20 protein-coding genes and 1 riboswitch are annotated in these 19,712 nt (G+C 52.4%); of the genes, 14 read left to right on the top strand and 6 right to left on the bottom strand.

Annotated features, from left to right (window positions below; translation table 11 throughout):
* Nucleotides 1-4: 4 nt before the first annotated feature.
* The 4 genes from bioB to bioD are packed head-to-tail and all read left to right on the top strand — an operon-like array spanning nt 5 to nt 3,629.
* Nucleotides 5-1,045 (top strand): biotin synthase BioB, encoded by a 1,041-nt coding sequence (gene bioB / locus HV311_RS16835; RefSeq protein ID WP_181598433.1) that lies wholly within the window; start codon nt 5-7, stop codon nt 1,043-1,045.
* Entirely contained in the window at nt 1,042-2,199 is a 1,158-nt protein-coding gene (gene bioF, locus HV311_RS16830) for an 8-amino-7-oxononanoate synthase (protein WP_191220214.1), read from the top strand. The genes bioB and bioF overlap by 4 nt, the downstream gene beginning before the upstream one ends.
* The gene (bioC, locus tag HV311_RS16825) at nt 2,183-2,938 is read left to right on the top strand and encodes a malonyl-ACP O-methyltransferase BioC (protein ID WP_016156049.1); all 756 of its coding nucleotides are present in this window, start codon (nt 2,183-2,185) and stop codon (nt 2,936-2,938) included. Before bioF ends, bioC begins: the two co-directional genes overlap by 17 nt.
* On the top strand, nt 2,931-3,629 hold the full coding sequence (gene bioD / locus HV311_RS16820; protein ID WP_191220213.1) for a dethiobiotin synthase: 699 nt from the start codon (nt 2,931-2,933) through the stop codon (nt 3,627-3,629). Before bioC ends, bioD begins: the two co-directional genes overlap by 8 nt.
* Here bioD and HV311_RS16815 read toward each other — a convergent pair.
* The gene (locus tag HV311_RS16815) at nt 3,595-4,317 is read right to left on the bottom strand and encodes an ATP-binding cassette domain-containing protein (protein ID WP_191220212.1); all 723 of its coding nucleotides are present in this window, start codon (nt 4,315-4,317) and stop codon (nt 3,595-3,597) included. The two genes, bioD and HV311_RS16815, sit on opposite strands and share 35 nt — an antisense overlap.
* A 770-nt stretch (nt 4,318-5,087) precedes the next feature.
* Here HV311_RS16815 and uvrB point away from each other — a divergent pair.
* The 3 genes from uvrB to nhaC all read left to right on the top strand — a co-directional run bounded on the left by uvrB (nt 5,088) and on the right by nhaC (nt 10,146).
* Nucleotides 5,088-7,109, top strand: a complete 2,022-nt coding sequence (gene uvrB / locus HV311_RS16810; protein WP_016152344.1) for an excinuclease ABC subunit UvrB — start codon at nt 5,088-5,090, stop codon at nt 7,107-7,109.
* A 343-nt stretch (nt 7,110-7,452) separates the two neighbouring features.
* Nucleotides 7,453-8,664: a trans-sulfuration enzyme family protein gene (locus tag HV311_RS16805; RefSeq protein WP_191220211.1), complete on the top strand. Its 1,212-nt coding sequence runs from the start codon at nt 7,453-7,455 to the stop codon at nt 8,662-8,664.
* Nucleotides 8,665-8,679: 15 nt separating this feature from the next.
* Nucleotides 8,680-10,146 carry a Na+/H+ antiporter NhaC gene (nhaC, locus tag HV311_RS16800; RefSeq protein ID WP_191220210.1) on the top strand — a complete coding sequence of 489 codons (1,467 nt, stop codon included), beginning with the start codon at nt 8,680-8,682 and terminating at the stop codon, nt 10,144-10,146.
* A 64-nt stretch (nt 10,147-10,210) separates the two neighbouring features.
* Here the strand turns inward: nhaC and yvcK are convergent, their stop codons facing one another.
* Nucleotides 10,211-11,119 (bottom strand): uridine diphosphate-N-acetylglucosamine-binding protein YvcK, encoded by a 909-nt coding sequence (gene yvcK, locus HV311_RS16795; protein WP_016156054.1) that lies wholly within the window; start codon nt 11,117-11,119, stop codon nt 10,211-10,213.
* 392 nt (nt 11,120-11,511) lie between these two features.
* A riboswitch (molybdenum cofactor riboswitch) is annotated at nt 11,512-11,657 on the top strand.
* On the opposite strand from yvcK, the gene moaA reads away from it, so the two are divergent.
* The 6 genes from moaA (at nt 11,645) to HV311_RS16765 (ending at nt 15,092) form a co-directional block, all read left to right on the top strand.
* Nucleotides 11,645-12,634 (top strand): GTP 3',8-cyclase MoaA, encoded by a 990-nt coding sequence (gene moaA, locus HV311_RS16790; RefSeq protein ID WP_016152346.1) that lies wholly within the window; start codon nt 11,645-11,647, stop codon nt 12,632-12,634. It overlaps the preceding riboswitch by 13 nt.
* A gap of 19 nt (nt 12,635-12,653) precedes the next feature.
* Entirely contained in the window at nt 12,654-13,166 is a 513-nt protein-coding gene (moaB, locus tag HV311_RS16785; RefSeq protein ID WP_016152347.1) for a molybdenum cofactor biosynthesis protein B, read from the top strand.
* Between the two features lie 2 nt (nt 13,167-13,168).
* A complete protein-coding gene (moaC, locus tag HV311_RS16780) occupies nt 13,169-13,654 on the top strand; it encodes a cyclic pyranopterin monophosphate synthase MoaC (RefSeq protein WP_065554856.1) in 486 nt (161 codons plus the stop codon).
* Complete coding sequence (moaD, locus tag HV311_RS16775; RefSeq protein ID WP_016152348.1) at nt 13,647-13,892, top strand: molybdopterin synthase sulfur carrier subunit; 246 nt, start codon at nt 13,647-13,649, stop codon at nt 13,890-13,892. The genes moaC and moaD overlap by 8 nt, the downstream gene beginning before the upstream one ends.
* 1 nt (nt 13,893) lies before the next feature.
* Nucleotides 13,894-14,346, top strand: a complete 453-nt coding sequence (gene moaE / locus HV311_RS16770) for a molybdopterin synthase catalytic subunit MoaE (RefSeq protein ID WP_191220209.1) — start codon at nt 13,894-13,896, stop codon at nt 14,344-14,346.
* Nucleotides 14,347-14,387: 41 nt separating this feature from the next.
* Nucleotides 14,388-15,092, top strand: coding sequence for a Bax inhibitor-1/YccA family protein (locus tag HV311_RS16765; RefSeq protein ID WP_003831536.1), 705 nt, complete (start codon nt 14,388-14,390; stop codon nt 15,090-15,092).
* A 39-nt stretch (nt 15,093-15,131) separates the two neighbouring features.
* On the opposite strand, the gene HV311_RS16760 is transcribed toward HV311_RS16765, so the two are convergent.
* From HV311_RS16760 to HV311_RS16750, 3 genes are read right to left on the bottom strand one after another with little or no spacing between them, the layout of a single operon-like run.
* Complete coding sequence (locus HV311_RS16760; RefSeq protein WP_181635793.1) at nt 15,132-16,094, bottom strand: lysylphosphatidylglycerol synthase domain-containing protein; 963 nt, start codon at nt 16,092-16,094, stop codon at nt 15,132-15,134.
* The gene (gene clsB, locus HV311_RS16755; RefSeq protein WP_080859036.1) at nt 16,094-17,335 is read right to left on the bottom strand and encodes a cardiolipin synthase ClsB; all 1,242 of its coding nucleotides are present in this window, start codon (nt 17,333-17,335) and stop codon (nt 16,094-16,096) included. Before clsB ends, HV311_RS16760 begins: the two co-directional genes overlap by 1 nt.
* Nucleotides 17,332-18,093 (bottom strand): endonuclease/exonuclease/phosphatase family protein, encoded by a 762-nt coding sequence (locus HV311_RS16750; RefSeq protein WP_016156057.1) that lies wholly within the window; start codon nt 18,091-18,093, stop codon nt 17,332-17,334. Before HV311_RS16750 ends, clsB begins: the two co-directional genes overlap by 4 nt.
* Nucleotides 18,094-18,224: 131 nt before the next feature.
* Between HV311_RS16750 and HV311_RS16745 the strand changes: the two genes are divergently transcribed.
* Nucleotides 18,225-18,635 carry a YbhQ family protein gene (locus HV311_RS16745; RefSeq protein WP_016152353.1) on the top strand — a complete coding sequence of 137 codons (411 nt, stop codon included), beginning with the start codon at nt 18,225-18,227 and terminating at the stop codon, nt 18,633-18,635.
* Here the strand turns inward: HV311_RS16745 and HV311_RS16740 are convergent.
* Complete coding sequence (locus tag HV311_RS16740) at nt 18,597-19,703, bottom strand: ABC transporter permease (RefSeq protein ID WP_016152354.1); 1,107 nt, start codon at nt 19,701-19,703, stop codon at nt 18,597-18,599. The two genes, HV311_RS16745 and HV311_RS16740, sit on opposite strands and share 39 nt — an antisense overlap.
* Nucleotides 19,704-19,712: the final 9 nt, after the last annotated feature.

Here is a 19,712-nt window from a genome sequence, read left to right as displayed (position 1 = left end):
CAATATGGCTCATTCTTCTCGCTGGACAATGTCGCAAGTCACCGAATTATTTGATAAACCGCTGTTGGATCTGCTGTTTGAAGCGCAGCAGATTCACCGTCAGCACTTTGATCCGCGGCAGGTTCAGGTCAGTACGCTGCTGTCGATTAAGACCGGTGCCTGCCCGGAAGACTGCAAATACTGCCCGCAAAGCTCCCGCTATAAAACCGGTCTGGAAACGGAACGTTTGATGGAGGTTGAACAGGTACTGGACTCAGCGCGTAAAGCGAAACAGGCCGGTTCAACGCGGTTTTGCATGGGCGCGGCGTGGAAGAATCCACACGAACGCGACATGCCTTACCTGGAACAGATGGTTCAGGGCGTAAAAGAACTGGGGCTGGAAGCGTGTATGACGCTGGGTACGCTGAACGAAAATCAGGCCCAGCGGCTGGCCAATGCGGGTCTGGACTACTACAACCATAACCTCGACACCTCGCCGGAATTCTACGGCAATATCATCACAACCCGGTCGTACCAGGAGCGCCTGGATACGCTGGATAAAGTGCGTGAGGCGGGCATTAAAGTTTGCTCCGGCGGGATTGTGGGACTGGGGGAAACGGTGACTGACCGCGCGGGTCTGTTGCTGCAATTAGCGAATCTGCCAACGCCGCCAGAAAGCGTGCCGATCAACATGCTGGTGAAAGTGAAAGGCACGCCGCTTGCCGATAACGACGATGTGGATGCCTTTGATTTTATTCGTACTATCGCCGTGGCGCGGATCATGATGCCGACTTCATATGTCCGTCTTTCAGCCGGACGCGAGCAGATGAACGAACAAACCCAGGCGATGTGCTTTATGGCCGGAGCTAACTCGATTTTCTACGGCTGCAAACTGCTGACCACGCCGAATCCGAACGAAGATAAGGATTTGCTGCTGTTTCGCAAGCTGGGTCTCAATCCGCAGCAAACGGCGGTGCTGGCCGGTGATAACGAACAGCAGCAACGCCTGGAGCAGGCGCTGCGTACCCCGGATACCGACGAATACTACAACGCGGCAACCGTATGACCTGGCAGCAAAAAATAGACGATGCGTTAACGGCGCGTCGTCGTGCTGATGCGTTGCGTCGGCGCTATGCGGTGACGCAGGGCGCCGGTCGCTGGCTGCAGGCCGACGGTCGCCAGTACCTGAACTTTTCCAGCAACGACTACCTTGGCTTAAGCCACCATCCGCATATTATCTGCGCGTGGCAGCAAGGCGCTGAGCGTTTTGGCGTCGGCAGCGGCGGCTCGGGTCATGTCAGCGGTTATTCCGTTGCTCATCAGGCGCTGGAAGATGAGCTGGCGCAATGGCTCGGCTATTCACGGGCGCTGCTGTTTATCTCCGGTTTTGCCGCTAATCAGGCGGTCATTGCCGCGCTGATGGGCAAAGAGGACCGGATTGTTGCTGACCGGCTCAGCCATGCCTCACTGCTGGAAGCTGCCAGCCTTAGCCCTGCCGTGCTACGTCGCTTTACCCATAACGATCCCCAACATCTGGAACGTCTGCTGACCACCCCCTGTCCGGGGCAACAACTCGTGGTCACTGAAGGTGTGTTCAGCATGGATGGCGATAGCGCACCGCTGGCGGAAATTCACGCGGTAGCAGAGCGGCAGGGCGCGTGGTTGCTGGTGGATGATGCGCACGGGATTGGCGTCAGCGGTGAGGAAGGGCGCGGTTCGTGCTCCCGACAGCAGGTGAAACCCGAGCTGTTAGTGGTGACGTTTGGCAAAGGGTTTGGTGTCAGCGGCGCGGCAATCTTGTGCTCAGACAGCGTGGCCGATTATCTGCTGCAGTTTGCCCGTCATCTGATCTACAGCACCAGTATGCCTCCGGCGCAGGCCCAGGCCTTGCGCGCCGCGCTGGAGGTGATCCGCAGCCGCGAAGGCGATGAGCGCAGAGAAAAATTGGCGATGCTGATCCAGCGTTTTCGCGCTGGGGTGAATACGCCGGACTTAACGCTGGCGCAGTCAGACAGCGCCATTCAGCCACTGATCGTGGGCGACAATCATAAAGCCTTGCAGCTGGCGGCGGCATTACGTCAACAGGGATGCTGGGTGACGGCTATTCGCCCACCGACGGTGCCGGTTGGTACGGCCAGGCTGCGGCTTACGCTGACCCAGGCGCATGAAGTCCAGGATATCGATCGCTTACTGGAGGTGCTGCATGGCGCAGGTCAATAAGCAGGCGATTGCTGCCGCGTTTGGCCGCGCGGCTACTCACTATGAGCAACACGCGGAACTCCAGCGTCAGAGCGCCGATGCGTTACTGGCGCGACTCGATGGTCGGGCATTCTCTCAGGTTTTAGATGCGGGCTGCGGGCCTGGGCGTATGAGCCGTTACTGGCGGGAGCAGGGGAGCGAGGTCTGCGCGCTGGATCTGTCGGCGCAAATGCTGACTGAAGCGCAGCGTCACGATGTCGCCCACCGCTATCTGTTGGCGGATATTGAAGCCATTCCGCAGGCTGCTGCTACTTTCGACCTGGCCTGGAGCAATCTGGCCGTACAGTGGTGCAGTGACCTGCGCGGCGCGTTACGTGAGCTTTACCGGGTGGTGCGTCCTGGCGGGACGGTGGCGTTTAGTACCCTGGCGCAGGGGTCAATGCCGGAACTTCGTCAGGCGTGGCGAGCGGTTGATGAGCGAGAGCACGCCAATCGTTTTTTGCCCGTGGAGCAACTGGAAAACGCCCTGCATGGGTGGGACGTTGAATACCAGTCTCATGCTGTCACGCTGTGGTTTGACGATGCGCTGAGCGCCATGCGCTCGCTGAAGGGCATTGGCGCGACGCATTTGCATGATGGCCGCGAGCCGCGCGTTCTCACCCGCTCGCAGCTGCGCCAGCTACAGCTAGCCTGGCCCTGCCAGCAGGGGAAATATCCGCTGACCTATCATCTATTTTTGGGAGTGATTCAACGTGACTAACACTTTTTTTGTCACCGGGACGGATACCGAAGTGGGGAAAACTATCGCCAGCTGCGCGTTGCTACAGGCGGCGGGGCAGAGGGGATTGCGAACCGTCGGCTATAAGCCAGTGGCGTCGGGCAGTGAAATGACGGTTGAAGGTCTGCGCAATAGCGATGCCCTGGCATTACAGCGCAACAGCGTTGTGACGGTGGACTATGCGGCTATCAACCCCTATACCTTCGCGGAACCTACCTCACCGCATATCATCAGCGCGGACGAAGGTCGCCCTATTCAGGCCTCTGTAATGTCTGCGGGTTTACGCGCGCTGGAACAACAGGCTGACTGGGTGCTGGTGGAAGGTGCCGGAGGATGGTTTACGCCGCTTTCGCCAACGCTGAGTTTTGCTGACTGGGTGAAAACAGAGCAGCTGCCGGTTATTCTGGTGGTTGGCGTTAAGCTCGGGTGCATCAACCACGCTGTGCTGACCGCCCAGGCGGTGCAGCAGGCCGGACTGACGCTTGCCGGATGGGTCGCCAATGATGTGACGCCACCTGGCAAGCGTCATGCTGAATATATGGCAACGCTCAGGCGTGTGCTTGCGGCTCCGCTGCTGGGGGAAATTCCCTGGCTGGCAGAAGAGCCGGTGCGGGCATCGACAGGACGTTATATCGATCTTAGCGTTTTGTCTGTGGCGTCACCCAATCGGTGATTAGCGGGTTGCTGAGCTGTGTGATTTGCCCCTGAGCCACGTTGCGCCCACGGTGTAACAGGCAGTAGCAGTCAGCGACCCGACGAATAAACGGCAGACTCTGCTCCGCGAGCATTATGGCAATGCCGAGCTCCTGGCTTAACCTTACAACCAGGTTCCCCAGCTTGTGGATATATTCCTGGCCACTTCCCCGCGTGGGCTCATCGAGGATCAGCAGGCGCGGGCGTGTGACCAGCGCGCTGGCGAGCGCAAGCTGGTGCTGATCATCTTCCGATAATGCCGCCCCTTTGGCCTGACGCAGTACGAACAACTGTGGAAACAGGCGGTAAATATCACTGCTGTTCATCGTTTCGCTTTCCTCAACCGCCTGGCGCGCAATATGCAGATTTTCCTCTACCGTCAATTGCGAAAAAATCCGTCTCTCTTGTGAAACGTAGTTAATGCCCAGCGCGATGCGATTTGCCGCCGGAATGGGGCTCAGGTCGCGCGGCGGCGCGCCAGCCTGATGCCAGAACATGGTGCCGCTTTCGATCGGTAAATTGCCGATAATGCAATTGGTCAGCGTAGTCTTTCCCATCCCTGGAAGCCCCAGCACACCGGTACATTTACCGGGCAGCAGGTCGAGATCCACATCCCATAGGGAGTGTTGATTACCGTAATAATGATTCACTGCGCGAAGACTCAACATAGATTCCTCCAGCATGATGCTATCCGCCCCACGTACAGGTCGTCGGAAGAAAATTGCAATTCTCTTGCCAGAAGAGGGATTGGGGTCAAAAAACAGCAGGAGAGTGTGCCGCGCAGGCGGTAACGTCTGGCTGGCCGGAGGGCTGGCGTTGTTTTGTGCACATTGCCAGTGCCTGGCGGTGTCGTAATGGTGCAGGCAAGAAAATGATGAAAATGCGAGCAAGATCCCGGCCATTCCAGGCCGCTTCGTTAGCTGATAAATATCAAAAAATAGCGATAAATTTTTTTTATCCCTCCGGAAAAGGGAGTGAGGGCGTTTTTGCCAGGCTACAGTCCATACGGGCTGGAGGCAGTTATCCACTATTCCTGTGGATAACCTTGTGTATTAGAGTTAGAAAACACAATGTAAGCGAGAGAAGACGCGGCCTGCGACTAAATTGATGCGAAAGACGGCTCGGGATAATAGTCATTAAATTACAGAATCTTAGATAAAATCAATGGCTGTCGCAGAAGTGTCATGCGTTGCCACAAAACTTTCATCGGGCAGCTTGACAAATGTTAAAAAAGTCATTGCTTTGGGGATAACACGTTTTTGCTGGTGTTTTATCTTGTCTGAGGCCAAATTTTAGCCTGCAGTCACGGTCATTCTGATGGCGTATCAGAAATATTCTGGTGCGTTACTGTTTTTTCATCCAGTATATTTTACTGGCAAAATATACGACTGCGAGTAAAATTACACACCTGCCCGCCCATTGCTTCAGGTAGCTGCTCATGAGTAAACCGTTCAAACTAAATTCCGCTTTTAAACCCTCTGGCGATCAGCCTGAGGCTATTCGCCGTCTGGAAGAAGGGCTGGAGGATGGTCTGGCGCATCAGACGCTGCTGGGGGTGACGGGCTCGGGGAAGACATTCACCATCGCTAACGTAATTGCGGACTTGCAGCGGCCTACCATGGTGCTGGCTCCCAATAAGACGCTGGCCGCGCAGTTGTACGGTGAGATGAAAGAGTTCTTCCCGGATAACGCGGTGGAGTATTTCGTCTCCTACTACGACTATTATCAACCGGAAGCCTACGTACCAAGTTCTGACACCTTCATCGAGAAGGATGCCTCGGTTAACGAACATATTGAGCAAATGCGTCTGTCGGCGACCAAAGCGCTGCTGGAACGTCGGGATGTCGTTGTCGTCGCGTCAGTTTCCGCTATCTATGGTTTGGGCGATCCGGATCTGTATCTGAAAATGATGCTGCACCTGACGGTGGGGATGATTATCGACCAGCGTGCGATCCTGCGCCGCCTGGCGGAACTGCAATATACCCGCAACGATCAGGCATTTCAGCGCGGAACCTTCCGCGTGCGTGGTGAAGTGATCGACATTTTCCCGGCTGAATCCGACGACATTGCGCTGCGCGTGGAACTGTTTGATGAAGAGGTCGAACGTTTATCGCTGTTTGACCCGCTTACCGGGCAGGTTGAATCCACGATTTCGCGCTACACCATCTATCCTAAAACGCACTACGTGACGCCGCGCGAACGTATCGTGCAGGCGATGGAAGAAATCAAAGTTGAGCTGGCAGAACGGCGCAAGGTCCTGCTGGCAAATAACAAACTGCTGGAAGAACAGCGGCTAAGTCAGCGTACGCAGTTCGATCTGGAAATGATGAATGAGCTGGGTTATTGCTCGGGGATTGAAAACTACTCCCGCTATCTGTCCGGGCGTGGCCCCGGCGAGCCGCCGCCGACGCTGTTTGATTACCTGCCTGCCGACGGCCTGCTGGTGGTGGATGAATCCCACGTCACTATCCCGCAAATTGGCGGTATGTATCGTGGTGACCGGGCGCGTAAAGAGACTCTGGTCGAATACGGATTCCGTCTGCCGTCGGCTCTGGATAACCGTCCGCTTAAATTTGAAGAGTTTGAAGCGCTGGCCCCGCAGACCATCTACGTCTCAGCGACGCCGGGTAACTATGAGCTGGAGAAATCCGGTGATGACGTCGTCGATCAGGTAGTACGACCGACCGGTTTGCTGGATCCTATCATTGAGGTACGCCCGGTGGCGACGCAGGTTGATGATCTGCTGTCTGAGATCCGCATCCGTGCGGCGATTAACGAACGTGTGCTGGTCACTACGCTCACGAAACGGATGGCAGAGGATCTCACCGAATACCTCGAAGAGCACGGTGAGCGGGTGCGCTACCTGCACTCAGACATCGATACCGTGGAACGTATGGAAATCATTCGTGACCTGCGTCTGGGTGAGTTTGACGTGCTGGTGGGTATCAACCTGTTACGTGAGGGTCTGGACATGCCTGAGGTCTCACTGGTGGCGATTCTGGACGCAGACAAAGAAGGGTTCCTGCGTTCTGAACGTTCGCTTATTCAGACCATCGGTCGTGCGGCGCGTAATATCAACGGGAAGGCTATTCTCTACGGCGACAAAATTACCGCCTCAATGGCTAAGGCGATAGGTGAAACTGAACGCCGTCGTGAGAAACAGCAGCTCTACAACGAAGAACACGGTATTACGCCGCAGGGGCTGAACAAGAAAGTGGTCGATATTCTGGCGCTGGGTCAGAATATTGCGAAGACTAAGGCGAAAGGCAAAGGGAAGTCACGCGCAGGCGCGAAGTCTGAAATTGTCGAACTGGATATGACGCCAAAAGCGCTGCAGCAGAAGATTCATGAGCTGGAAGGGCAGATGATGCAGCATGCGCAGAATCTTGAATTTGAAGAGGCTGCAACGATCCGCGACCAGTTGCATCAGCTGCGCGAGTTGTTTATCGCGGCATCGTAAGATTGTTTCCACTTTCCACTTTCCACTTTCCACTTTCCACTTTCCAATTCGCCATCGCGTAAATGCCATGGCGATTGGAAAAATAGAGAATGTATTATCACTTATAATTATATTATTCGTTTTTCTATTGCCATTTATTATTCTTAAAATTAATGCACTCACTCTAATTGATTCTTTGCTGAATTGATTTTTGTTTTTCAGCTTTGTGAACCTCATCGTTTTATTCTTTACATTTCTGACGATTCTTTCAGCATTTTGGCAGCAAGCAAAAGGCTGTCATTGTTCCTTTTTTTATAATTGTCCTGTTATAGAAATTTCCCTGACGAAAATATAAAGGAAAATTATGAAAGAGATAATATGCAATTACGCTGAGAATGATTATGCCGTTCAGGACGCCATGATATGTTCTGGAGTTGGTGAACAACACCAGAAAAATTTTGGTGCAGTCAGCCCTCCGCTAGTAAAAACCAGTCTGTTTGTGCAGCAGAGCTATCAGCAATACTGTGATGATATGCAACACGAAGCTGAACGTTACATCTATTCCCGGGGGCTTAACCCAACAACGGAACTGTTAGAACATAAACTGGCAGCGTTGGAGCGTGGCGCGGCCTGCAAAGTTTTTGGATCGGGCATGGGCGCGATAAGTGCAACATTGTTTGGCCTGCTGAAAAGTGGCGACCATATTATTCTGGTGAATAATGTTTATGGTCCAACAGTTGTGCTGGTGAAGCAAATGCAACAACGCTTTGGTATTGACTATGACATTGTTCTCAGTGGCGATGTCGAGGATATTCGGCAGAAAATAAAGCCGAATACTCGCATGATATACACGGAATCCCCAGGAACGATGACCATGCGAGTTGTAGATCTGCAGATGATAGCAGGGTTGGCGAAAGAGAATAATATTATTACTGCCATTGATAATACATGGGCTACGCCACTCTTCCAAAAGCCATTGACTCTTGGTTTCGATTTAGTGCTCCACTCTTGTACTAAATATATCGGCGGTCACAGTGATTTAACGGCGGGTGCTGTGGTAGGCGCAAAAGACTATCTTGATATTATTCGTGATTTTTCACATCAGCTTCTTGGCGCAGTGCTGGCCCCGGATAGTGCATGGCTAGTGATTCGCGGTTTACGAACGTTGCCGCTGCGCATGAGACAACATCAGAATAATACCTATGCAATTCTTACTTTTCTCAATAGCAGAGCAGAGGTTGAGAATATCTGTCACCCCCTTATGGCAGATGCAAAACAACGTGAAATTGTTTCACAACAAATGTTTGGTACTTCTGGTCTTATTAGTTTTGAACTTAAAGATGGCAGTTTTGAAAAAGTTAAAGCCATCATTGATAGTTGTAGAATTTTCAAACCGGGGTGCAGTTGGGGGGGATATGAAAGCCTGATTATTTCTCCAAATCGCGGTTATAACCAGGATGTAATATGCAAAGATGGGATGGCGCCTGGTTTAATTAGGATTTCAATTGGACAAGAATCTCCAGAGATGTTAATCGCGGACTTAGAGAATGCATTTGATTCTATAAAAACATATTAATAGCGGGAAAATAACATGGTAAGCACAAATAAGCAACCGAGCTTTTATGCAGCATTGATGTTATTAGTGGCTATTTTCCTGGTTTTCTTTATAGGTATTGGGATTTTAAATTACCCAGTTGAATTTATCTTAATTGTTATTACGATTATTACAGGTTTTTTTGCCAGATACTATGGCGCGGGCTGGAAGGAAATTCTCCAGACTTTTATAGAAAAAATAAAAGATGCCGTCCCTGCAATGTTAATTCTACTGTCGATCGGTATGTTGATTGGATGCTGGATGGTTAGTGGTACCATTCCGTTAATGGTCTATTATGGCCTGGAAATTATCAACCCAGCTTATTTATATCTTACAGCTTTTTTAGTGACGGTTTGCATCTCGACATTTACAGGCACTTCATGGGGTTCCGCAGGAACAATTGGTGTGGCGTTGGTTGCCGTTGCTGCGGCGATGAATGTGTCATTGCCGATTACTGCTGGAGCCGTTATCTCCGGTGCTTATTTTGGTGATAAATTATCTCCTTTATCAGATACCACAAACATGGCCGCGTTAGCTGCGGGGGCTGAGCTTTATCAAAGCATTAGAAATATGTTGTATACATCGGTTCCTGCTTTTTTGTTTGCCTGCCTGGGGTTTTATATCGCGGGGTTAGATTTAAATTTGGTAAATTCAATCCAACTAGATACTATCCCGGTCATGAAAAAAACGCTAAACTCATTATTCTGGCTTAACCCTTTATTAATATTACCGACATTGCTGGTCTTTATTGGTGCGATAAAAAAATGGGATACCATTATTGTTTTGATCGCCTCTTCTTTTTTTGCTCTGGCAATATGCGCAATTTTTCAGCCGTTTACCATGATGGACCTCGTTCAAACATCGATTAATGGCTTTAATACCAATATGATCAGCAATTTTTCAGATGTCGCGATGAATGAATCTACGACTAAAAATATTAATATATTGCTTAATCGTGGCGGTATGTATTCAATGGTTAGCCCAATTGTGGTTATGCTTTGTGCATTTATGTTCGCTTCGGCACTTGATGTTTCTGGTGGCCTTAATGTACTGCTTGGGCGACTGGTTCAGAAATTAAAAACGGTGACCAGTACTCTGTTGGCGACAATGTTCACAAGTTCTTTATTAGTTGCCTGCACTGGCAATGCAGTCATCAGTTTCTTTCTGGTGAAGAATATTTATGATCCTTGTTTTAAAAACAAAAAATTGCATATGGTTAATATGTCCCGATCAATGGAGTCTGGAGCCACGCTACTTGAAGGACTTTTCCCTTGGACAATATCTGGTATGTTCATGGCGAAGACGCTGGGGGTAGCGACGCTGGATTATGCACCCTGGGTTTTGTTCAATTTAAGTTGCCTGGTTATGGCCGTATTCTTTGCCATTCTTGCCCGGTGGTCTAATTTTGGCACAAGATACGAAGAGCCAATATCCGCCGAGCAGGTACCTGTGCTGAGAGGTTAATGCAGTAAGCTACAAGTACAATCCTCATTACGATGAGGATTGTATGCTAATCACGCACTTGGGATTACCCCAGCGCCTGTACCGCTTTCTCCAGCGCGTAATGCAATAGCTGGCGGTCATGGCGGTAGGGAATGTCGCTGGCTTCCAGCACTTCCTGAATAACAACGCGGTCGGTAACGGTGGATACATCCACTTTCGGGCCTACAACCACCGCATCAATCACTTTCCTGCCAACGTACTGTTCAATGATTGCCAGCTTATCGTTAAGCGTCAGGCTGGCTGCTGGCAGGCTTAATTCACGACCCAGATTGCCGATGTAGACCATCGGGGCAGGTGTGCGACGTAATGCCTGCGCCAATTCGTCGAGTAGCAGGAGCGGCATCAGGCTGGTGTAAAAACTGCCGGGTCCGATCAAAATCAAATCCGCTTCGGCGATAGCTTCAACTGCCTCCCGCGTGGTGGGGACTTTTGGCGACAGCATCAGTTCCTGAGGCGGGATGGTGAGCTGATCGATATTCACTTCGCCATAGACTTCATGTCCCTGATCGTCGATAGCCATCAGATCCACCGGCAGCTCCGACATCGGAATTAAATGCGCGTCAACTTTCAGCAGATTACGAATTAAATTGATGGCTTCCAGAGGCCGCACACTGAGGTGATCGAGCGCCTTTAACATCAGATTTCCGAGGTTATGCCCGGAAAGCTCACCATTACCGCCAAAACGATACTCAAACATGGCGGATGCAACGCTGGGTTGAGTAATTAACTGGTTCAGACAGTTACGCATGTCTCCCCAGGCAATTCCTCCTTCAGAGCGACGAATACGACCTGTCGACCCGCCGTTATCGGTCGTGGTGACGATCCCCGTCAGGCGTGAGCCTAAAGGGGAAAGAGAGGAGAGAACGCGTCCCAGTCCATGCCCTCCGCCGAGAGCGACAACGCGGTCCAGATCTGCCAGCGTGCGAGTGCGCATATATTTTCCTGATATCAATTGATCGGCGCTACAGTAACGTAAATAGTGTGTTTTCAGCAATTATCCAGGCGGAATCTGGCGTAATTTTTTTCTGCGATCTACTCCTTTCTGACGAGATGCACCTGCCGGCAAGATGATGTATATCAATGCAAAACTGTGGTTTTTGCTTATTCTGTAGCGAAATTGCACGATCATGTCGCTATATATGTGTTTATACAGCGAAAGTGTACATGGCAAAAGCGTCATTTACACGCTAGTATCGGCATAACCACAATGTACTCTGAATAATTTGAGTTGCAGGATGGCAGTGAGGGAGAAAATCCTCCGTAAGCGGACATAAGTACGTGACTGGGGTGAACGAATAAAGCCCACGCTTCTGCAATTTGAAGTATGACGAGAATAAACACTCTAGCCTCTGCACCTGGGTCAAATGATACGGTGCTTTGGCCGTGACAATACTTGAATAAGTTTGTCACCAGGGCGTAGGAAGAAATGACTACGTCTCCCGTATTTGGAAAGGTGTACATGGGCTCTCAACTTACCGATGCTTTCGCACGTAAGTTTTACTACTTACGTTTGTCGATTACCGATGTGTGTAACTTTCGTTGCACCTACTGCCTGCCGGATGGCTATAAGCCCGGCGGTGTCACCAATAACGGCTTTTTGACCGTTGATGAAATTCGCCGCGTTACGCGCGCGTTCGCCAGTCTGGGAACGGAAAAAGTGCGTCTGACAGGGGGCGAACCTTCATTGCGTCGCGACTTTACCGACATTATCGCCGCCGTGCGCGAAAACCACGCCATCCGTCAGATTGCGGTGACCACTAATGGTTATCGTCTGGCGCGTGATGCTGCTGCCTGGCGCGATGCCGGACTGACCGCACTTAACGTCAGCGTCGACAGCCTCGATGCCCGTCAGTTTCACGCCATTACCGGGCAGGACAAATTTCAGCAGGTGATGGCAGGCATTGACGCCGCTTTTGATGCGGGTTTTGAAAAAGTGAAAGTCAATACCGTGCTGATGCGCGATGTAAACCATCATCAACTGGACACCTTCCTGGCGTGGGTTCAGCCCCGTCCTATCCAACTACGCTTTATTGAACTGATGGAAACGGGTGAGGGCAGCTCTCTCTTCCGTAAACACCATATCTCAGGCCAGGTCCTGCGCGATGAGCTGCTGCGTCGCGGCTGGATCCACCAGATCCGACAGCGCAGCGACGGCCCGGCTCAGGTTTTCTGTCATCCTGACTATGCTGGTGAAATTGGTCTGATCATGCCTTATGAGAAAGACTTCTGCGCCACCTGCAACCGTCTGCGCGTTTCCTCTGTCGGCAAGCTGCATCTGTGTTTATTTGGTGAAGGCGGCGTAAGCCTGCGTGATTTGCTGGAAGATGACGCTCAGCAGTCGGCGCTGGAAGAACGCATTTCAGCCGCGCTGCTGGAGAAAAAGCAGACTCATTTCCTGCATCAGAACAATACCGGTATTACGCAAAACTTATCTTACATTGGCGGCTGATCGCTAAAAGGAGTTTTTCATGAGTCAGGTAAGCGCTGAATTTATCCCGACACGCATTGCTATTCTTACTGTTTCCAACCGTCGCGGCGAAGAAGATGACACCTCCGGCCATTATCTGCGTGACTCGGCGCAAGAGGCGGGTCATCAGATTGTCGACAAGGCGATTGTCAAAGAGAACCGCTACGCCATTCGCGCCCAGGTTTCTGCATGGATTGCCAGTGAGGATGTGCAGGTTGTGCTCATTACAGGCGGCACGGGCTTAACCGAAGGGGACCAGGCGCCAGAAGCGCTGCAACCGCTGTTCGACAGAGAAGTCGAAGGGTTTGGTGAAGTATTCCGTATGCTGTCGTTTGAAGAGATTGGCACCGCGACGCTGCAATCCCGGGCGATTGCCGGAGTGGCCAACAAAACGCTGATTTTCGCCATGCCTGGGTCGACTAAGGCGTGTCGTACCGCATGGGAAAATATCATTGCGCCGCAGCTCGATGCCCGTACGCGTCCGTGTAATTTCCACCCACATTTGAAGAAATAAGTATGTCGCAACTGACTCATATTAACGCCGCTGGCGAAGCGCATATGGTGGATGTCTCCGCCAAAGCGGAAACCGTACGCGAGGCGCGTGCAGAAGCATTCGTGACCATGCGTAGCGAAACGCTGTCGATGATTATCGACGGCAGCCACCATAAGGGCGACGTTTTCGCCACGGCGCGTATTGCCGGTATTCAGGCCGCCAAACGGACCTGGGATCTTATCCCGCTGTGCCATCCGCTGATGTTGAGCAAGGTTGAAGTTAATCTGCACGCCGAGCCGGAACACAACCGCGTACGCATTGAAACGCTGTGTCGCCTGACCGGGAAAACCGGCGTCGAAATGGAAGCGTTAACGGCGGCCTCCGTGGCGGCGTTGACCATCTACGATATGTGCAAAGCGGTGCAAAAGGATATGGTGATTGGTCCGGTGCGTTTGCTGGCTAAAAGCGGCGGCAAATCGGGAGATTTTAAGGTGGATGCGCATGATTAAGGTTCTTTTCTTTGCTCAGGTACGGGAATTGGTGAACACGGATGCGATAGAAGTCGCCGCTGAGTTTGCAACGGTAGAAGCGCTGCGCCGGAGTCTTGCGGCAAAAAGCGATCGCTGGGCGTTGGCGCTGGAAGACGGCAAGCTGCTGGCCGCGGTAAATCAGACGCTGGTCAGTTTTGACCATCCCCTTAATGCGGGTGACGAAGTGGCTTTCTTCCCACCGGTAACCGGAGGCTAAGATGGCTGAAACGCGAATTGTTGTTGGTCATGCGCCGTTCAGCGTCGGGGATGAGTATCCCTGGCTGGCCGAACGCGATGAAGATGGCGCGGTGGTCACTTTCACCGGTAAAGTCCGCAATCACAATCTCGGCGATAGCGTGCAGGCGTTAACGCTGGAACACTATCCGGGAATGACCGAAAAAGCGCTGGCGGAGATTGTCGACGAAGCGCGTGCGCTCTGGCCGCTGGGACGAGTAACGGTCATTCATCGCATTGGCGAACTGTGGCCGGGTGACGAAATCGTTTTTGTTGGCGTGACCAGTGCGCATCGCAGCAGCGCGTTTGATGCCGGGCAGTTCATTATGGATTATCTGAAAACCCGCGCACCGTTCTGGAAGCGCGAGGCCACGCCAGAAGGTGAGCGCTGGGTTGATGCCCGCGACAGCGATAAGCTAGCAGCAAAACGCTGGTAGAGTACAATTGGTGTAGGCTCATACTGATTCAGGAGATTGTCATGGACCGATTCCCACGATCCGATTCTATTGTACAGGCCCGTTCCGGCCTACAAACGTATATGGCGCAGGTGTACGGCTGGATGACCTGCGGATTGTTGCTGACGGCGTTTATCGCCTGGTATGCGGCAAATACGCCCGCGGTGATGATGTTTGTCTTCTCCAGCAAAATCACCTTCTTTGGACTGATCATCGCCCAGCTAGCGCTGGTGTTCGTCCTGTCCGGCATGGTGCAAAGGCTTAGCGCGGGAATGGCGACCACGCTGTTTATGCTCTATTCGGCATTAACCGGGCTGACGCTATCAAGCATTTTTATCGTCTATACCTACTCGTCTATCGCCAGCACCTTTGTGGTCACCGGCGGGATGTTCGGGATCATGAGTTTGTACGGCTACACTACCAAACGCGATCTGAGCGGCTTCGGCAATATGCTGTTTATGGCGCTGATCGGTATTGTGCTGGCCTCGCTGGTTAACTTCTGGCTGAAGAGCGAAGCGCTGATGTGGGCGGTGACCTATATTGGGGTGATTGTGTTTGTCGGCCTGACCGCTTATGACACGCAGAAGCTGAAAAATATCGGTGAGCAGATCGACCTGCGTGACAGCTCAAATCTGCGTAAATACGCAATTCTTGGGGCCTTAACGCTGTATCTGGACTTCATCAACCTGTTCCTGATGCTGCTGCGTATCTTCGGCAATCGTCGTTAATTCTCTGTTGCCGGATGGCGTAAGCCGCCATCCGGTGAATCATTTCGCCATCGCCTTCTCGTTTTTTACCCGCAACTTTTTCGCCCGACTCTCCAGCAGCAAATAGCACATCAGCGCCAGCAGCAGCGGAATAAAATAGTACAGCACGCGATACGCGAGCAGGGCGGCAATGATTGTCCCCTGAGAGGTATTCTCTCCTGCCAGCAGCGCCATAAAGACTGCCTCCAGCACACCAATCCCCGCCGGAATATGCACGATAACACCGGCGATACTGCTCACCAGCAGCACGCCCAGCACGAAGAAATAGTTGATATTCTGACCCAGCAACAGCCAGATAATCGCCCCCATTACCATCCAGTTAGTACCGGATATCGCCATTTGCGCGAGGGCAAATTTCCAGGAGGGCAGCACCAGTTTTTGGCCCTTGATGGTGATATGGCGATGTTTCGCGAAAGCGCAAAACCACAGATAAACAACAATCATCAGCAGCAGCGCAATGCCTAAGAGGCGTAGCGTACCTTCATCGATATACCAGTGCGCGGGCAGTTCAACGACGCCGAAGGTGAAAATAAAACCGCCCAGCAGAATATAGCCCAGCCAGTTGGTGGTAATGCTCAGTGAAAAAATTCGCGTAATTGTGCTCCCCGGTAATCCGAGACGCGAGTAGAGACGATAACGCATCCCAATACCGCCCACCCATGTGCTTAACGTCAGGTTGAAGGCGTAACAGATAAACGACACCAGCATGACCTGGCGTTTTGCCAGCTTGTGCCCGCAGTAGTAGCGCCCGAGCAAGTCATAGCAGCCGTAAAGTAAATAACTGACGATCACCAGCCCTACGGCGCTGAGCAGGGCGCTCCGATTGTAATCGCGAATTACCGTCCATACTTCCTGCCAGTTGACCTTACTGGCATAAACGACCAGCAATACGATGACTGCAATAAAAAATAGCCATGTGAGGATCTTTTTCGCTAAGCGCCAGCGTCGGTGGTTTTTTGGCATCAGGTTTCCCCTCCTGCATCCTCAGTTGGAATACGATCCTGGGTTTCCAGAGTTGGCTGTGCGGGTGGTTCTACCTCGGCCAGATGCGGGGTATGCGCCGGTAGCCAGCCGACCAGCGCTGGGAAGTGGCGTAAAAAGTGGAAGGCCAACACGCTTTTGGTCAGGTTCCACCAGGTGCGTTTTGGCAGCATTGATTCATCAACTCGCTTGCAGTCCTGCGCAATAATGGGGTTCAGGTTGTCACGCAGGGTCTGGTTAAACGTGCGGTCATGAATAATAAGATTTGCCTCCAGATTGAGCGACAGACTGAGCGGGTCGAGATTGCTGGAACCTACCGTCGCCCAATGATCGTCCATCAGCGCGACTTTACCATGCAGGGGCTTACGCCGGTATTCATAGACATGGACGCCGCCTTTAACCAGATAGTTATACAGCAGGCGGGCACCCACTTTCACAATCGGCATATCCGGTTCACCCTGGACGATGAGTTTTACCCGAACACCGCGTCGCGCAGCTTTTCGTAGGGCATGCAGCAGGCGATAACCCGGAAAGAAATAGGCATTGGCAATGATCACTTCCCGCCGGGCCTGGGTCAGCATTTTCAAATAGTGGCGTTCAATATCATCGCGATGCTCTTCGTTATCGCGCCAGACAAACAGCGCCTGCGCTTCGCCAGGCCGATGATTCTCAATTGCCCGGTGATGACGTCGCCACCAGCGTCGTACGGCGCTCTGTCCCGGTAAGTTCTCCAGCACGAATTTCAGGATGTCGGCCACGACAGGACCTTCCACGCGAACGGCGTAATCCTGCTTGGCCTCGGGACCGTAATCAGACATGTGTTCAGCGGAATAATTGATGCCGCCGACAAAGGCAACACGGTCATCAATGACCACAATTTTGCGATGCATACGGCGAAAGAGATTGGTACGCATACCGAACAGACGCGGGCGCGGATCGTAGTAGCGGAAAACAACGCCAGCTACGGTCAACTCTTCGACAAAACTGTCGCTAAGATCCGGCGAGCCGTAACCGTCCAGCAGCACCTCTGCTTTGATTCCGCGCTGGGCGGCTCCGAGCAAGGCGGCATGCAGCTGTTTTCCGACCGCATCTTCAAACCAGATAAAGGTCTCAAGGATAATTTTTTGCTGTGCCTGTTCAATGGCGTCAAAGACGGCGGGATAGTATTGATCGCCATTTTCCAGCAGTTGAATTTGATTGCCTTCACGCCAGCCATTTTTCATAAATGAATCTCCGCACTCAGGGGGGCATGATCGGACAAATGTCGCCAGTGACGCAGCGCCAGCGTCGTTGGGGTACTGGCATTCGCGTTTTTCACATAGATCCTGTCCAGACGCAGCAGGGGAAACTGCACCGGAAACGTCCGCGCCGGGCGACCGTGGGCGCGGGTAAAAATCTCGTCAAGGCCGGCTCTGGCTTTCAACGGGTGATTGGCCGTTTGCCGCCAGTCGTTAAAATCTCCGGCGATCACCACGGGCTCCGCGTCGGGCAGGGCATTGACCCAGTCAGCCAGCATAGCGAGCTGGGCCTGACGGTGTGCTTCACGCAAACCGAGATGCACGCACATGACATGAATTGGGTGCGAGAGCATTGGCGGCACGATGCGGCAGTAGAGGACCCCGCGCTTTTCACTCGCGCCGACGGACACATCGCGATTTTCATAATGTTCAATGGGATAACGCGACAGCACCGCGTTACCGTGATGCCCTTGCGGGTACACGGCGTTACGCCCGTAGGCGAAGTCGCTCCACATGGTGTCCGCCAGAAATTCGTAGTGGGTGGTATCCGGCCAGTTCTCAATCTGCAGCGAGTGAGCATCGTGCGCGCCCATAACTTCCTGTAGGCACACAATGTCTGCACCGACCGTTCTGACAGCCTCCCGTAGCTCAGGCAAAATAAAACGCCGGTTGAAGGCGGTGAACCCTTTGTGAGTATTAATGGTGAGCACATTGAATGAAAATTGAACTCCCGATCCGCTCATGAGCCTCCCGTTGGCGTCACTTCCTAAATAAAATAGTGTAGTCGTCGTCACAAAAAGATGCGGTGTTGCGGAATTTTCCGTAAAGTCCGGTACTCTGAATAATTAGTTGAAAATCCTTCAGGAGAAAAGCCATGAGGTGGCAACAACGTGTTCGTGTCGCAACGGGTCTAAGTTGCTGGCAGATTGTGTTGCATTTACTGGTAGTGGCGTTGCTGGTAATGGGCTGGATGAGCGGTACGCTGGTGCGCGTCGGCCTGGGATTATGCGTCGTTTACGGCGTAACGGTTTTATTAATGCTGGCCTTGCAACGTCACCATGAACAGCGGTGGCGCGACGTAGCTGATGTGCTGGAAGAACTGACTACCACGTGGTATTTCGGTGCCGCGATGATCGTACTGTGGTTGCTGTCGCGCGTGCTGCAAAACAACGTCTTGCTGGCCCTGGCGGGGCTGGTGATCCTTGCCGGACCCGCCGTGGTCTCGCTGTTGGCGAAAGACAAAAAGCTACATCACCTTGCGTCTAAACATCGCATACGCCGCTGAGCCGGTCGTGGCCGCTATCACCAACAGCGGCCACAAACTTCCCCACACAATCTGCAGACTCGCATCCTTCAGGTAAATCTGTTTCGTGATGTCCGTAAAATGGCGGATTGGGTTTATCCACGTCAGATTCTGTAGCCAGACCGGCATATTTTCGACCGGCGAGACGTAGCCTGAAAGTAAAATCGCCGGCATCATAAACACAAACACGCCGATAAATGCCTGCTGCTGGGTGGCACACAGTGATGAAATCAGCAGACCAAAGCCGACCAGCGACAGCCCGTAAATCACCATCGTGAAATAGAACAGCGCCAATGAACCGGCAAAGGGGATGTGATAAGCCCAGATGCCGATCGCCAGCACAATGGTGGCCTGAAACGTTGCCACAATTAACGCGGGCACCGCTTTACCGATGAATATCTGCCAGGTGGTAAGCGGGGAGACCAGCAGCTGATCCAGCGTGCCTTGCTCGCGCTCGCGGGCAACCGAGAGCGAAGTGACGATCATGACGCCGATGGTGGTGATCATGGCGATCAGCGACGGAACCACAAACCATTTGTAATCCAGATTCGGGTTATACCAGTTACGCACCACCAGCTCGCTGTTGTTCGGTTTCGGCTTGCCGTCCATCAGCTCCTGCTGATACTCCTTAACGATCTGCTGCAGATAATTCGCGGCAATTTGCGCACTGTTAGAGTTACGCCCGTCGAGAATAATCTGCATGGGAGCCTGCTGGAAGGTATCCAGATTACGCGAAAAGTTGGCCGGGAAACGCACCAGCAATAGGGCTTTTTGCGTGTCGATGGTGGGCTGGATCTCCTGCGGGCTTTTCAGCAGCAGAACGTGCGTAAAGGCGCTGGCGCGAGCGAAGCGCTGGGTTAGTTCCACCGAATGTTTACCGTTGTCTTCGTTATAGATAGCGATAGTGGCGTTGGTGACTTCCAGCGTGGCCGCGAACGGGAACAGAATAACCTGAATCAGCACCGGTAAAATCAGAATGGCTCGCGTCTGCGGTTCACGTAACAGCGATTGCAGCTCTTTACGAATTAATGTCCATAAGCGATGAAACATGCCCGTCCC

Origin of the sequence: Citrobacter sp. RHBSTW-00881 (genome assembly GCF_013728515.1) — a bacterium.
GTDB classification, from domain to species: Bacteria; Pseudomonadota; Gammaproteobacteria; order Enterobacterales; family Enterobacteriaceae; genus Citrobacter; species Citrobacter braakii.
This window is presented reverse-complemented; position numbering and strand designations above follow the sequence as displayed.

Coding starts and splice junctions, on each gene's coding strand:
- bioB (WP_181598433.1), top strand. CDS start 5: ATGGCTCATTCTTCTCGCTGGACAATGTCGCAAGTCACCGAATTATTT.
- bioF (WP_191220214.1), top strand. CDS start 1,042: ATGACCTGGCAGCAAAAAATAGACGATGCGTTAACGGCGCGTCGTCGT.
- bioC (WP_016156049.1), top strand. CDS start 2,183: ATGGCGCAGGTCAATAAGCAGGCGATTGCTGCCGCGTTTGGCCGCGCG.
- HV311_RS16815 (WP_191220212.1), bottom strand. CDS start 4,317: ATGTTGAGTCTTCGCGCAGTGAATCATTATTACGGTAATCAACACTCC.
- uvrB (WP_016152344.1), top strand. CDS start 5,088: ATGAGTAAACCGTTCAAACTAAATTCCGCTTTTAAACCCTCTGGCGAT.
- HV311_RS16805 (WP_191220211.1), top strand. CDS start 7,453: ATGAAAGAGATAATATGCAATTACGCTGAGAATGATTATGCCGTTCAG.
- nhaC (WP_191220210.1), top strand. CDS start 8,680: ATGGTAAGCACAAATAAGCAACCGAGCTTTTATGCAGCATTGATGTTA.
- yvcK (WP_016156054.1), bottom strand. CDS start 11,119: ATGCGCACTCGCACGCTGGCAGATCTGGACCGCGTTGTCGCTCTCGGC.
- moaA (WP_016152346.1), top strand. CDS start 11,645: ATGGGCTCTCAACTTACCGATGCTTTCGCACGTAAGTTTTACTACTTA.
- moaB (WP_016152347.1), top strand. CDS start 12,654: ATGAGTCAGGTAAGCGCTGAATTTATCCCGACACGCATTGCTATTCTT.
- moaC (WP_065554856.1), top strand. CDS start 13,169: ATGTCGCAACTGACTCATATTAACGCCGCTGGCGAAGCGCATATGGTG.
- moaD (WP_016152348.1), top strand. CDS start 13,647: ATGATTAAGGTTCTTTTCTTTGCTCAGGTACGGGAATTGGTGAACACG.
- moaE (WP_191220209.1), top strand. CDS start 13,894: ATGGCTGAAACGCGAATTGTTGTTGGTCATGCGCCGTTCAGCGTCGGG.
- HV311_RS16765 (WP_003831536.1), top strand. CDS start 14,388: ATGGACCGATTCCCACGATCCGATTCTATTGTACAGGCCCGTTCCGGC.
- HV311_RS16760 (WP_181635793.1), bottom strand. CDS start 16,094: ATGCCAAAAAACCACCGACGCTGGCGCTTAGCGAAAAAGATCCTCACA.
- clsB (WP_080859036.1), bottom strand. CDS start 17,335: ATGAAAAATGGCTGGCGTGAAGGCAATCAAATTCAACTGCTGGAAAAT.
- HV311_RS16750 (WP_016156057.1), bottom strand. CDS start 18,093: ATGAGCGGATCGGGAGTTCAATTTTCATTCAATGTGCTCACCATTAAT.
- HV311_RS16745 (WP_016152353.1), top strand. CDS start 18,225: ATGAGGTGGCAACAACGTGTTCGTGTCGCAACGGGTCTAAGTTGCTGG.
- HV311_RS16740 (WP_016152354.1), bottom strand. CDS start 19,703: ATGTTTCATCGCTTATGGACATTAATTCGTAAAGAGCTGCAATCGCTG.